This window comes from Bacillus sp. RC240 (assembly GCF_044907945.1).
GTDB lineage: Bacteria > Bacillota > Bacilli > Bacillales > Bacillaceae_G > Bacillus_A > Bacillus_A mycoides.
Genome location: NZ_JBIYCT010000003.1, coordinates 625,738 through 639,944, shown reverse-complemented (window position 1 = coordinate 639,944; position 14,207 = coordinate 625,738). Strand labels below are relative to the sequence as shown.

General features: G+C 37.1%; 13 protein-coding genes. 11 read left to right on the top strand and 2 right to left on the bottom strand.

Features of this window, described 5'->3' with window-relative positions; all coding sequences use genetic code 11:
- Nucleotides 1-233: 233 nt before the first annotated feature.
- The 8 genes from ABH955_RS15015 to ABH955_RS14980 all read left to right on the top strand — a co-directional run bounded on the left by ABH955_RS15015 (nt 234) and on the right by ABH955_RS14980 (nt 7,637).
- Nucleotides 234-1,823 (top strand): ABC transporter substrate-binding protein, encoded by a 1,590-nt coding sequence (locus ABH955_RS15015; RefSeq protein ID WP_016101720.1) that lies wholly within the window; start codon nt 234-236, stop codon nt 1,821-1,823.
- Between the two features lie 121 nt (nt 1,824-1,944).
- Nucleotides 1,945-2,895 carry an ABC transporter permease gene (locus tag ABH955_RS15010; RefSeq protein WP_404455587.1) on the top strand — a complete coding sequence of 317 codons (951 nt, stop codon included), beginning with the start codon at nt 1,945-1,947 and terminating at the stop codon, nt 2,893-2,895.
- Between the two features lie 4 nt (nt 2,896-2,899).
- Nucleotides 2,900-3,751, top strand: a complete 852-nt coding sequence (locus tag ABH955_RS15005; protein WP_002035185.1) for an ABC transporter permease — start codon at nt 2,900-2,902, stop codon at nt 3,749-3,751.
- Nucleotides 3,752-3,778: 27 nt separating this feature from the next.
- Nucleotides 3,779-4,771: an ABC transporter ATP-binding protein gene (locus ABH955_RS15000; protein WP_404455590.1), complete on the top strand. Its 993-nt coding sequence runs from the start codon at nt 3,779-3,781 to the stop codon at nt 4,769-4,771.
- Nucleotides 4,764-5,735, top strand: a complete 972-nt coding sequence (locus ABH955_RS14995; protein ID WP_404455593.1) for an ABC transporter ATP-binding protein — start codon at nt 4,764-4,766, stop codon at nt 5,733-5,735. Before ABH955_RS15000 ends, ABH955_RS14995 begins: the two co-directional genes overlap by 8 nt.
- A 648-nt stretch (nt 5,736-6,383) precedes the next feature.
- Complete coding sequence (locus ABH955_RS14990) at nt 6,384-6,908, top strand: hypothetical protein (RefSeq protein ID WP_078184558.1); 525 nt, start codon at nt 6,384-6,386, stop codon at nt 6,906-6,908.
- Between the two features lie 288 nt (nt 6,909-7,196).
- Nucleotides 7,197-7,328 carry a hypothetical protein gene (locus ABH955_RS14985; RefSeq protein WP_404446289.1) on the top strand — a complete coding sequence of 44 codons (132 nt, stop codon included), beginning with the start codon at nt 7,197-7,199 and terminating at the stop codon, nt 7,326-7,328.
- A 150-nt stretch (nt 7,329-7,478) separates the two neighbouring features.
- Entirely contained in the window at nt 7,479-7,637 is a 159-nt protein-coding gene (locus ABH955_RS14980) for a hypothetical protein (RefSeq protein ID WP_002087303.1), read from the top strand.
- 120 nt (nt 7,638-7,757) lie between these two features.
- Here the strand turns inward: ABH955_RS14980 and blaIII are convergent, their stop codons facing one another.
- On the bottom strand, nt 7,758-8,705 hold the full coding sequence (gene blaIII / locus ABH955_RS14975) for a class A beta-lactamase BlaIII (RefSeq protein ID WP_002016516.1): 948 nt from the start codon (nt 8,703-8,705) through the stop codon (nt 7,758-7,760).
- Nucleotides 8,706-9,314: 609 nt separating this feature from the next.
- On the bottom strand, nt 9,315-10,637 hold the full coding sequence (locus tag ABH955_RS14970) for an MFS transporter (protein ID WP_404491279.1): 1,323 nt from the start codon (nt 10,635-10,637) through the stop codon (nt 9,315-9,317).
- 224 nt (nt 10,638-10,861) lie between these two features.
- Between ABH955_RS14970 and ABH955_RS14965 the strand changes: the two genes are divergently transcribed.
- The 3 genes from ABH955_RS14965 to ABH955_RS14955 are packed head-to-tail and all read left to right on the top strand — an operon-like array spanning nt 10,862 to nt 14,119.
- Entirely contained in the window at nt 10,862-12,451 is a 1,590-nt protein-coding gene (locus tag ABH955_RS14965) for an ATP-binding protein (RefSeq protein ID WP_404491277.1), read from the top strand.
- A 19-nt stretch (nt 12,452-12,470) separates the two neighbouring features.
- Nucleotides 12,471-13,148: a response regulator gene (locus tag ABH955_RS14960; protein ID WP_404491275.1), complete on the top strand. Its 678-nt coding sequence runs from the start codon at nt 12,471-12,473 to the stop codon at nt 13,146-13,148.
- On the top strand, nt 13,145-14,119 hold the full coding sequence (locus ABH955_RS14955) for a tripartite tricarboxylate transporter substrate binding protein (protein WP_404491274.1): 975 nt from the start codon (nt 13,145-13,147) through the stop codon (nt 14,117-14,119). The genes ABH955_RS14960 and ABH955_RS14955 overlap by 4 nt, the downstream gene beginning before the upstream one ends.
- The last annotated feature ends 88 nt before the right edge of the window (nt 14,120-14,207 follow it).

Here is a 14,207-nt window from a genome sequence, read left to right as displayed (position 1 = left end):
AACTGCCCGTAAAAGCCCGATTGGTGAAGGCTAATAATCAGTGGGGGATGGACAAACCCCCACTGATTAAAGTTTCACTTTATCGCAAGAATTCATTAATAGATTTCAAACTGTCTATCTTTGCGAAAAAGTTTGACAATACATACGGGTAGTGGTAATTTAAAACCTATAAGAAAACTCGGTATTAATTCCGAGTTTTCTTATAGGTGTAAAAAGTCGAGAGGGGTCGAAATATGAAGAAGAAGTTGTTTGCATTACCATTTGTCCTACTATTACTTATTGCATTAGCGGCTTGCTCAGGGGAGAAAGATTCTTCGAAGCAAGCAGGAACTAGTAAATCAGGGACTCCGAAAGATGGAGGAACGTTAACAGTTGGTGTTAGTGATAATCCAGATACGATGAACCCGCTTTATGCGAATGATCGAGTGTCATTAACGATACAGCAAGCTTTATATGCACCGCTGTATCATATGGAAGACGGTAAGAAAAAGTTTGTTCTTGCTGAGAGCTTTACGCCTTCAGAGGATCAATTAACATGGACTTTAAAACTAAAGGATAATTTGAAATGGCATGATGGTAAGAAAATTACATCAGATGATATTGTATTTACATTCAAATCTATTCTAGATGAGAAGCAAAATAGTTCAAGCCGTGAAAACTTTATTTTTAAAGGAAAGCCGCTTGAGGTGAAAAAAGTGGATGAGCTAACGACTCAATTTGTATTACCACAAGTAAGTGCATCTTTCGAAGGGGTTATGAACGATTTCTTCCCAATTCCGAAACATGTATTTGAAGGTGAAGCGGATTTAGTGAAGAGTAAGAAAAACCTACAACCTGTAGGATCAGGTCCATTTAAATTAAAAGAGTTTAAATCAGATGAATATGTTGCGCTAGAGCGATTTGATGATTATTTTGCTGGTAAAGCGAAATTAGATTCTGTCGTGTACCGCGTTGTAAAAGACCGTAATACGGCAAACGTTTCATTACAAAATGGTCAAATCAATATGAAGATGATCGAACCGCAAGACTTTAAGAAATTAGATAGCACGGGGAACTTCTCAATGGTGACATTCCCTGAAGGTAGATTATTCTACTTAGCTTATAACTTTAATACAGACCTTATGAAGAAAAAAGAAGTGCGCCAAGCAATTGCGCATGCATTAGATAAGAAAGAAATGATTAACTCAGCGTTCGTTTCTAGTCAATTTGCAGAACCGGCAAATTCAATCTTAACGCCAGACGCTATGTATTATGCGAAAGATATTAAAGAGTATAAGTATGATCAAAAAGAAGCGAAAGATTTATTAGCAAAAGCTGGTGTAAAAGATAAAGAAAAAATACGCGTTATGTATGTAACGAATAATAAAATTATGGAAAGTCTAGCACTTTATACACAGCAAAAATTACAAGAAGTTGGCTTACAAGTTGAACTAAATGCATTAGATGCTAGTGCAGCAAGTGAAAAAGGCTTGGATAAAGAGAATAAAGAATATGACATTACATTTGGTGGTTACATAATGGGACCAGAGCCAGATTCATATAAGAGCTTATTCTTAAGCAATGCGGAATACAATTATGCACGTTATAAAAATGCTGACTTCGATAAGTTATGGGAAGAAGCTGCAGTTGAAACAGATAAAACGAAACGCGCAGAGCTATACCATAAAATCCAAGATACAGCGAGAGAAGACTTACCTTATCTTCCAATCGCATATCCGAAAGCAGTTATTGCAGTAGATAAAAAGTTTGATGGATTAAAAGAAGCAAAAGCAATTCCAGTTACAATGTTTGAAGATCTATCGAAGATTTATGAAGTGAAATAAGAAACTATGAAGAAGCTGGTGGAAATCAGCTTCTTTATCCCGCTTTAACGGGCTAATAATCAGTGGGGGATGAACAACCCCAACTGATTAAAGTTTCACTTTATCTTGAGGGGGGAAGTTTGTGTATAAAGTAATTGCAAAGAGGCTTTTAAATGCGATTCCGCTTTTATTTGTTATTTCTATTATTTCTTTTCTATTAATAAAACTAGCGCCGGGCGATCCCGTTCGAAACTTTGTAACGCCGAATATGAGTCCGATTGACGTTGAACGTATTCGCAAAAGTTTAGGACTAGATCAGCCGATTTACGTGCAATATTTTTTATGGTTAAAAAATATTTTAACAGGGAATTTTGGATACTCACTTCAAAACCATCGTCCTGTTTTAGAAATTATTACAGAAAGATTACCCGCAACAATTGGGTTAATGGGATCATCTTTACTCGTCTCATTTGTAATCGCAATACCACTTGGACTATTTACAGGTGTGAAAAAGAATTCTATCTTTGATCGCATCGTGAATTTTATCTCCTATGTGGGAATCTCAATGCCAGTCTTTTGGTTCGCGTTACTATTAATCTACTTATTCTCTTTAAAGTTGAACCTTCTTCCGAGTATGGGTATGCGCACAGTCGGTCAAGATTCCTTCTGGGATATTGTCCAGCACGGCATTTTACCTTGCATGGTGCTAGCGTTCCAAAACATCTCTGTTTATATGAGATATATTCGCTCAAGTACAATTCAGCAATTAGAGGAAGATTACGTACAAATTCAATATGCGTACGGTGCTTCACAGAAAACAGTTTTATTTAATCACGTACTTCGAAACGTATTAATACCGATCATTACAATTTTCGGATTATCCATTCCAAGTTTAGTAGGCGGAGCGTTCATTACGGAAACAGTATTCTCATGGCCGGGACTTGGTTCACTCGGGGTAAATGCTATTTTTAGATTTGATTATCCAATTATTATGGCAATCACATTATTATCATCGTTCATGTTAATTCTCGGTAATTTAATTGCTGATATTTTATATGGCGTAGTAGATCCGCGCATTCGAATGAGGGGGTGATGGAATGAACAATAGGAGATTTCAAACGATAAAAAATAGTTTTACGAAAAATAAGTTTGTAGTAATGGGAGTTATTATACTGGGTGTTTTAACAATCGCGTCTCTTTTCGCATTCGTATCACCGTACGATCCTAGTAAAATGTCGATTCCAGATCGTTTACAAGAACCGAGTATGAGTCATCCGTTCGGCACAGATGATTACGGAAGGGATTATTTAACGAGAGCGTTATATGGCGGAAGAGTTTCCCTTGCGGTTGGTTTTCTAGCGATGGTTGTTTCCATTACAATAGGGACCGCAGTAGGAACAATAAGTGGATATTTTGGTGGAAAGTTAGACAACTTCTTAATGCGAATTGTTGAAGTTTTAATGTCAATTCCATCATTCTTTTTAATGCTGTTATTAAATGCGTATTTAAAACCAGGAATTACAACGCTTGTTCTTATTATCGGATTATTAACGTGGATGGACACCGCGCGTATCGTAAGGGCAGAAACGTTATCTGTAAAAGAGCGTGAGTACGTTTTATATGCAAAAGTATCTGGACAAAAATCATTGATGATTATTGTAAGACACATCATTCCTAACATTTTATCAACCATTATAATCGCAGCGACATTAACAATTGCGACATCGATTTTAATGGAATCATCACTTAGCTTCTTAGGTTTAGGTATTAGAGAACCAGATTCTTCTTGGGGCAGCATGCTAAATAATGCGCAAGGGTATATAGGTGAAGCTTGGTATTTAACACTCTTCCCAGGGTTCCTTATTTTATTAACAGTACTAAGTTTTAACGTAATCGGTGAAGCGTTGAAAAAAGCTTTCGCACCAAAAGGGGCTCATCATGAGAACTAATGCTTTAAGTGAGGGGGAGTGAAAAGCGTGTCTGAAAAACTATTAGAAGTAAAAAACTTAAAGACTTCTTTTTTCATAGAAGACGGCGAAGTAGAAGCGGTTCGCGGCGTTTCATTTAGTTTGAAAAAGGGTGAAGTCGTCGGGATTGTTGGCGAATCGGGGAGCGGAAAGAGCGTTATGGCGAAATCCGTTATGGCTCTTGTTACGTCGCCAGGGAAAGTGAAAGAAGGAGAGATTCTTTTTCAAAATGAAAACGTGCTTTCTAAATCGGAGAAAGAATTACGCTCTATTAGAGGAAATCAAATTTCACTTATCTCTCAAGATCCAATGTCGGCATTAAACCCAGTTGTGAAAATTGGAAAGCAAATGACGGAAGTAATTATTCGGCATCAAAAAGTGAAAAAGAAAGAAGCACAAAATATCGCGGTCAGCTTGTTAAAACAAGTTGGTCTTTCTTCACCGGAAGAAAGGGTAAAACAATATCCACATGAACTAAGTGGTGGTATGAAACAACGGGTTATGATTGCGATGGCGATGTCTTGTAATCCGGACCTTCTCATTGCGGACGAACCGACGACAGCGCTTGATGTAACGATACAAGCGCAAATACTAGATTTAATGAAAAACTTAAAAAACGAAACGAATATGTCATTACTTCTTATTACACATGATCTTGGAATTGTTGCGCAAAATTGTACACGCGTCATCGTTATGTACGGCGGGCTTATTATGGAAGAAGGACATGTACTTGATATTTTCCAATCACCGAATCATCCATATACGAAAGGGCTATTAAACTCTCTGCCGAAAATATCGAACGGCGTAAAAGAAAGACTAGCGCCAATTCAAGGTGTAACGCCAAACTTACTACACCCGCCGAAAGGATGCCCATTCGCAGAGCGTTGCCCACATAAAATGGAGATTTGTGAAAAAGAACGTCCGCCATATTTTGAAATCGGAAACGGAAGACGCTCTATGTGCTGGCTAAACGATAGGGCGGTAGGTGATTCACATGCATGAAGAAAACTTAATTGAAGTTCGGAACTTAAAAAAGTATTTTCCTATTAAAAAAGGACTATTCGGCAGAAAAACAGAGCAATTAAAAGCAGTCGATGACCTTAGCTTCACAATAAAAAAGGGTGAAACATTCGGGCTAGTGGGAGAATCCGGCTGCGGAAAATCAACGACAGGAAGAAGTATCATTCGCTTACACGATGTAACGTCAGGTAACATTTTATTTGATGGAAAAGATATCGCGGATCTAAAAGAAAGTGAACTAAAAGAATACAGAAATCGAATGCAAATCATTTTCCAAGACCCATACGCATCATTAAACCCGACAATGAACGTATTCCAAATTATTAGCGAACCGATGAACATTCATGGCTCTTACACAGCCGAAGAAAGAAAAGAAATCATTCTAGACCTGCTCAAAAAAGTAGGACTAAAAGAAGAACACCTATATCGCTACCCGCACGAATTTAGCGGAGGCCAAAGACAGCGCATTAGCATCGCACGCGCACTATCTGTAAAACCGGACTTCATCCTATGTGACGAACCAATCTCAGCACTAGATGTCTCAGTCCAAGCACAAGTCGTAAACATGCTGCAGGATATCCAAGAAGAAACAGGCGTCACATACTTATTCATCGCACATGACCTATCCATGGTAAGACACATATCAGATAGAATCGGAGTCATGTACTTAGGAAATATAGTAGAAATTGCCGACAGCGAAGACCTATACACAAAACCGGCACATCCATACACACAAGCACTACTCTCATCCATGCCAGAACCAGATCCAACAAACACAGGCAAAGAACGGATCATTCTGCAAGGTGAAGTACCAAGCCCACTCAACTCACCATCCGGCTGCAAATTCAGAACGCGCTGCAAATTTGCGACCGAAAAATGCGCACAGGAAGTACCGAAGATGGTGGAAATTGCGAAGGGGCATGAGGTGGCTTGTCATTTGTTTTAGAGGGAGAGCATCGGGGGAACCTGGTGGTATTTCAGTTGGTAATATGATAGCTGGTATGGCTTGTAGCGTTAAATAATTTATATAATAAACAATAAACATAAAAAAGAGCTAAGGTTCTCATACAGCCTTAGCTCTTTTTTATGTTTGTTAAACAATATCCTTTCAAAAAAATATTTAAGTCTATATTTATAATTTTTCTATCTTAATGCATAAAGACAAGGAAGGATTATATTTAATTCCCTTCCATACTTCTGATGGGGTGGACATCAATGAGATGTGGTTTTTTGTTCACGGATTTTTAACATCTTTATTTACAGTGTTTTGAATGTAATAATAAAAAGTTTGCTTTCATATTAGAAAAGGTTAGTCCCTCACTTCACTCCAGTTAAAAACCTCACACCCAAAAACAAAGGGGAACTCAATTGTTCAAACTCATATAAAGTTTCAATCTTGTCTAAGCATCCATTAGGATATACAATTGATCATCTATTTTTCTTTACATAATCTCCAGATACAGTCCATATCAACTATAGATTCTTGTCTTATGCTAAATGTAATCAAAAAGCAAGTAGATAAAGATAATGACTAAAACATTAACTCTAGATACTTTTTTGATGAATATTACAAATAAACAGGAGGTAATGAAAAATGATTAAAACATTATTAGCAGGAGCACTTTTAAGTACAGGATTGGTAGCGGGAGGTGCAGTAGGTGCAGATGATGCGAAAATGGACAATTTAAAGTCAAATGAAGATAGTTCAAATCAAGTAATTACACAAAGTGCAGATGGAACAACGTCTTTCTCACAAAACTTTGATTTACCTAAAGATGCAGTGCCAGCAACTCCTAAAGGAGATGTAAAAACTGTTGAAAGAACAGAAGGTACAGGTTCTCAGGAAGGAAAAATGGTACCAGCAAAAGAAGGTGCAGATTCTCAATCTGGATTTGAAATGGGAGCCCCTGAAAAACCAGAGCATGCAAAAACTGTTGAAAGAACAGAGGGTACAGACTCTCAAGAAGGAAAAATGGTACCAACAAAAGAAGGTACAGATTCTCAATCTGGATTTGAAATGGGAGCCCCTGAAAAACCAGAACATGCAAAAACTGTTGAAAGAACAGAGGGCACAGACTCTCAAGAAGGAAAAATGGTACCAACAAAAGAAGGAAATTAAATAATATATAGTTATGACGAAGAGCATCCAAAAAGTGGTGCTCTTTTTATATTATAGGGATTAACTAGTTTTACTGAATATAGAACTGTAGGAGGAATTGAGGCTAGAACATGAGGGACTATCTCTTCAAATCATGGTGTTTGAAGCACTAGTTTTGGTGGTAACGTTACAACATAAGCATTTTATTAGAGATTTTTTAAATTTACATACACTCTAGATAGACTACATATCAACTTCAGATACTTGTTTTATGATACAAGTAATCAAACAAAAGGAGGGCAATACAAAATGATTACAACAGTATTAACAGGGCACTCTTTTAAGTACAGAAGATTATTAGCAGGTGGAGCAAATGTTGAAGATGTACAGACAGACAAGCATATTCTAGAAAAGTACGATTCGAAGAACTTTGAGTTATAAAAAGAAAATAGATAAATATAGTGAAAATAGATAAATTGACAAGAGAAAAGCACTTTGTGTATATCACAGGTGCTTTTTATTTTCATTTTGATATAGGGCTTGAATTAAATTTTTACACTAAAATATATACGGCAAAAAGGGGGGAGTTCATTGCACAAAGTTATTTATGGGATATTAATTTTAATTTATACTTTGTATTCATTTTTTGTAAGTGATGGAAGTGAAGTAAGGTTTATTATGGTGTTAACTATAGTACTTATCTTTTCTGTGGTTTTAGAAAAAGGGAATGCAAACAAAACGACTGATTAAAGGTCTTTTTGTTTGCATTTTTTAGTTGGCTATTAAAGTCCAGATGTTTTAGGGACACTATCAAATTTTTATTTGATGAAAACACCCGCCTAAAATAGAAAACTTTTAACCTATTATCATTTATTCCGTAGCTTTTAAGGTATTTAACACGACTTTGGTTGCGTCTGCAATAAGTTTATCATCGTATTTAGCATCTTCTTTATCATGATTAGAAAGTATAGCAAGAACAATCGGCTTTTTATTTGGTGGCCAAATAATTGCGATATCATTTCTTGTTCCGTAAGATCCCGCGCCTGTTTTATCAGCTACTTCCCAGCCTTTTGGTACGCCCGCACGAATCAATTTATCTCCAGTTGTATTTCTCTTCATCCAATCTACTAATAGTTCACGTTTTTCTATTGGAAGTGCAGTCCCTAATGTAAATGATTGAAGCGTCTTAGCTATTGCTTCTGGTGTACTGGTATCATGTGTTTCTCCTGGATGCACTTCATTTAATTCAGGTTCAAATCGTTCTGAAGTAGTAACAGTATCTCCCATTTCTCTCAAGATTTTTTCAAATTCAGAGGGACCTCCTAACTGTTTAAGAATCAAATTATGTGCTGTGCTGTCACTATATCGAACAGAAGCATCTGCAAGTTCTTTTAAAGTCATTCCTGTATCAACATGCTTTTCAGTAATTGGATTATAATTAGAAAGATCTTCATGAGTATACGTAATCCTTTGATCAAGAGCTTCTAATGAGTTCTTGCGTAAAAGAGCGCCCACAGCTAATGATTTGGATGTAGATGCAAATGCAAAACGATCATCTGAATGATAAGCAACAGTTTGATTCGTACCTGTGTCCAGTGCATAAATACCAAGCTTAGCATCATATTCTTTTTCAAGTTTAGCGAAAGATTGATTACCTGTATTTTCTTGTTTAATTTGATTAGCTTGATTAGTTTGTTTAGGTGGTTCAGATTGAGTGTTACTATTGGAACAGCCTATAAGTGATACACATGAAAGTAATACTACAGGCACAATCTTTTTGTAATGTAAAATGTTAAAGAACTTGTTTAAAACGAACATAAATTTTCAACCTCTTTCAAGAATATATGGATTTTGTCTAGGTATTCTAAATACCAATGCAATTAAAGATGGCATAGGGTAACAATACTACTGTAGCTAAAATTTCACAGGTTAAAGGACATCCAAAACGTTTATCCCGTAAAAGCCCGATTGGTGAGGGCTGATTAAAGTTTCACTTTATATGATTGATAAGTCACGGTTTGGGTTATTTCTTTTTTGTTTTCACTTGTAATGGTTCACCTGTGAAAGTATTAAACTTGTAATACTTAACAGTAGTATTACGATGCATATTTTTCACTTTTTGGGATAATAAGTCCTTTCTTTTTTTTGTAATACATAAAAATAGATGTCAAACGGGATATGTTGTATCCAATCTGGACAACTAATGTTAGAAATACACTTATTAGACACTCTAAGTAATAAATTTGTTCCACTTTAAGATGAGGAAGAATTTGGGGTTTGTAAAATAACGATGGAACTACGTGTTTTTTCGTCATACAAAAACCTCTACATATAAGTAGAGGTTTTTAAATTGTATATTAATGAATTATGCTTTTTTAGATAAAGCAAATCGAGTTCAGGTAAACGAAGAACATAGAATACATAATTTTAACTAGATTTATTATTAGCTAGTTTATCCTCGCCACCAAGCTCTGCCTCAATCTGCGAAGTCTTCGATGACTCATCCATACGCCAATACGTAATAAAGCTTATTGCGATACATCCAGCTACGTAGAAATAGAATAGTGATTCCATTCCGATACTCTTTAGCCATAATGCGATAAATTCCGCTGTTCCGCCGAATATCGCAACAGTTAGTGCATACGGTAAACCTACGCCAAGTGCGCGAATTTCAGTTGGGAAGAGTTCGGCTTTTACAATCGCATTAATGGAAGTGTAACCAGTAACGATAATGAGGCCGACCATCATGAGTAAAAATGCTACCATTGGTTCTGTCGTTTTTTCCATAAAGAAGAAGATTGGTGCTGTTAGTAACGTTCCGAGAATACCGAAAGCCATTAATAGTGGGCGGCGTCCAATTTTATCGGATAATAGCCCTGCAATTGGTTGAAGTACAACGAATATAAGTAGTGCGGCAAAGTTAATCCAGCTTACAACTTCTTTCGGGAGACCAACTGTGTTTACCATGAACTTTTGTAAATATGTTGTGTACGTATAGAATGCAACAGTGCCTCCTAGTGTTAGGCCGACTACTGTTAATACTGCTTTCGGGTGTTTCATAAGAGCGCGAACGGTACCTGCGTTTTCGCGGTTTTTAGATTCCATTTTTGAGAACTGCTCCGATTCATCCATTGTGCGGCGAAGCCATAATACAGCTACTGCTCCCATCGCACCAATAATGAATGGAATACGCCATCCCCAAGCTTTCATATCTGGTTCGCTTAGTAATTGCTGAAGAACAATTTGAACACCTAACGCAACCATCTGTCCAGCAACGAGCGTTACATATTGAAAACTTGAATAAAAACCACGGCGTCCACTACTAGCCATCTCAGATAAATATGTTGCGGAAGTTCCATACTCTCCGCCAAGTGACAACCCTTGAAGTAAACGAGCAAGAACTAAAATAATTGGTGCCATAATACCGATGCTTTCGTAACTAGGTGTACAGGCGATAATTAAAGAACCACCGGCCATAACTGTAATGGAAAGCGTTAATGCTGCCCGGCGACCGTGCCGATCTGCATAGCGTCCCATTAATAAACTTCCGATAGGGCGCATTAAAAATCCGACTGCGAAAATAGCTGCTGTGTTCAGTAACTGACTCGTTGGATCTCCTTTAGGAAAGAACTCTGCTGAGAAGTAAACAGCGAAAGCAGAGTAAACGTACCAGTCGTACCATTCAATTAAATTGCCGACGGAACCTTTGAAGATATTGCCGGCGACTCGGCTTGATTTTACTTGAGCCATAATAATTCCTCCTCTTGCTTATAAATAAAAGGTATATATGAAAGCGTGTTCAATGTAGTTGAATTGTACTGTTCTTTAATTAAAATCTCAATATTATGACAATTTTATTCTTTTTGTACTTTATGTACATGGAGAGTTTTAATAGTTGCTTCATTATTAGTTTTGTCATAATAATAGAAAAAGGAGATTGATAGTTTTGAATATTTTATCAAAGGATATGGAGTATGAAGAAATCACGTAAAGTGTCATTACAAACGAAAATAGTAAGCTTAATAATTACGTTAATTTTATTTGTCGTTCTTCTATTAGCGGGAATATTTGTTTACATTCAGTCCGTTGATACGAAGCGCCAAGTAGAGCAGCTAGCACTGCAAACGGCTAAATCTTTGTCTTTTATGCCAGCTATAAAAGATGCTTTTCAATACAACGAGCATAAAAGTACTATTCAATCCATTGCGGAACAAGTTCGCGAGCAAGCTGGTGCAGATTATGTAATTGTGGAAGATCGTTATGGGGTTATGTATTCACATTCTAATTCTGAGTTGATTGGAACAAAGAGTAACAATTTATATAACTATGAAGCACTTACTTTTGGTGGCTATTATACACTCGAAGGAAATGGTGCAAGTGGCCCGGCCTTAATGGCGAAAGCACCTATTATTGTTCATAACGGAGACTACGATCAAGTAGTAGGCGTTGTGACAGTAGAGTTTTTAATAAAAGGTATTGAATCTAACATATTGAGTAGAACGAAAGAAATTATCCTCTTTTCCTTAGCGGTGTTACTAGTTGGAATTGTTGGCGGTATTCTGTTAGCGCGTAGTATTCGTAAAGATACACTCGGTTTAGAACCGAATGAAATTGCAGCATTATACCGGGAACGAAGTGCGATACTACTATCCATAAAAGAAGGGATTATCGCTATTGATCAAAACGGTTTTATTACGATGATGAATACGTCGGCAGAAGAAATGCTGTATGTAAGTGATGACTATATGCAGCAGCACATTTCAAAAGTTTTACCGGAATTTAATATGGAGAGAGTGCTAGAAAACGATCAAGAAATAGCGTTTCAAGATAAAGTATTCATTTTAAACATGACACCAATACTCGAAAATAACAGTACAGTAGGCGTTGTATGTAGTTTTAGAGATAAAACAGAATTGCAAAATCTAGTGAATACAATATCTGAAGTAAGAAAGTATTCAGAGGACTTACGCGCCCAAACACATGAATTTACAAATAAGCTTTTCGTCTTATCAGGATTACTTCAGTTAGGACATTACAAAGAAGCGATTGAATTTATCCAGCAAGAATCTAATATTCATCAAAGCCAAAACCATATTTTATTTCATCAAATTCACGATGCGAAAGTACAAGCTATTTTATTAGGGAAAATCGGAACGGCGTCTGAGAAGAAAATCGATTTTCATATTGAAGGAGATAGTACGCTTCATCCATTACCAGACCATATAAAAGTTTCGCACCTTATTACGATCCTTGGAAACATAATCGACAATGCATTTGATGCGGTGAGTGAACGAGAGGGAAAGAGTGTTTCCTTCTTTGTTACGGATATTGGATATGATATTGTGTTTGAAGTGATAGATAGTGGAGCGGGAGTACCGACAGAAAAAATCGCAACTATTTTTCAAAAAGGATTTTCAACGAAAGGAAATGATCGTGGTTACGGGCTAGCAAACGTGAAAGAAATGGTAGATCTACTAGAAGGAACAATTGAAATTCAAAACGAGAAAAATGGGGGAGCTATTTTTACAATTTACCTTCCAAAAACATTGAGAGAAAGTACATGACAAACAGGGGGATGGGCATATGTTGAAGGTTGCAATTGCAGAAGATGATTTCCGCGTAGCGCAAATTCAAGAGGAGTTTTTATCAAAAATAAAGGACGTAGAAGTGATCGGAAAAGCATTGAACGCAAAAGAAACGATGGAACTACTACAAAAGGAAGAAATCGATTTACTTCTATTAGATAATTATTTACCAGATGGAATTGGTACAGACTTATTGCCGAAAATCCATGCTGACTTTCCAAACGTTGACGTCATTATGGTTACAGCGGCGAATGAAAACCATATGCTAGAAAAAGCAATTCGAAATGGTGTAAGCAACTACCTTATAAAACCGGTCACGTTAGATAAATTTGTTTGCACCATTGAAGACTATAAAAGAAAGAAGCAATTATTACATAGTAACAATGAAGTAAATCAAGCACTAATCGATAACTTCTTCGGTACTTCGCAAACACAAGACATAAAAAACTTACCGACAGGTGTGGATCCGTTAACACTGCAAAAAGTGAAAGGGATTATAAAAGGATTTGAAGAGGGAATTACAATAGAAGAAATGGGAGAACAAATGGGGGCTTCCAGAACAACTGCAAGAAGATATTTAGAATACTTAGTAGCGACAAACGAATGCACAGTAGAGTACACATACGGCATTATCGGACGACCAGAACGAAAATATCGAATAGGACGAGGACTATGAAAAAACGATTATTACTATGTATATGGATCATGACAGGAGTACTAGCTGGTTGTTCCGTAGAAAAAACGCACACAAATAAAGTGAACATAGAAGAAGTAGAAATCGTTGCGCCAAACGTTCAAGGAGCGGGATGGGACTTAACGGCACGAGCAATGCAAAAAACGCTGGCAGAAGAAAAAATCTTCACAAAACCAATCACTGTCACAAACAAAGTAGGTGGCAGCGGTGACGTCGGATGGAAATATACGAAACAAAAAGGCGGTCACGTACTGGCGATCAACTCAAGCTTACTCATAACGAACAACCTACTAGGCCACAGTAAACTAACATATAAAGACTTCACACCGCTCGCAACACTCGCATCAGACTGGGAAGTCGTTGTCGTATCAAAAGACTCAAACATAGAAAACGCAAACGAACTAATGGAACAACTAAAACAAGACAAGAAAAACTTCAAAATCGGCGTTGCCCCAGGCCTAGGAAACGACGATCACTTATCCTTCGTACAAGTAAGCAAAGCATTCGGCATAAACCCAGCTGAACTACAATTTTTCGTCTACGAAAACAAAGAAAAAATCATAAACGCCCTAACGAACAAACAAATAGGCGCCGCAACAATGACCCTATCCGAAGCCGAAAAACAATACAAAGCCGGCAAAATAAAAATATTAGCCGTATCCGCACCAAAACGGCTAGACCGACTACCAGAAATTCCGACGTGGAAAGAACAAGGAATCGATGTTGTCTTCCAGCACTGGAAAGGGATTATGGGACCTAAAGATATGACTGAGGAAGAGGCTGCTTATTGGGATGGTGTCATTAAGAAGATGGTGGAGAGTGATAGTTGGAAGGGGATTTTGAGGGAGCGGGGTTGGGAGAGTTTTTATAAGGGGAGTGGGGAGAGTATGATATTTCTTGAGGAGAGTAGTCAGGAGTATGGGGAGCTAGTGGGGAATAATAGAAATTATTAAATCATACGGTATGGCGTATGATTTTTCTTTTATACATAGTTTGGTAAAATAGTAGTAATTGTAATTAATTGTAACGGTGGGGATGAAA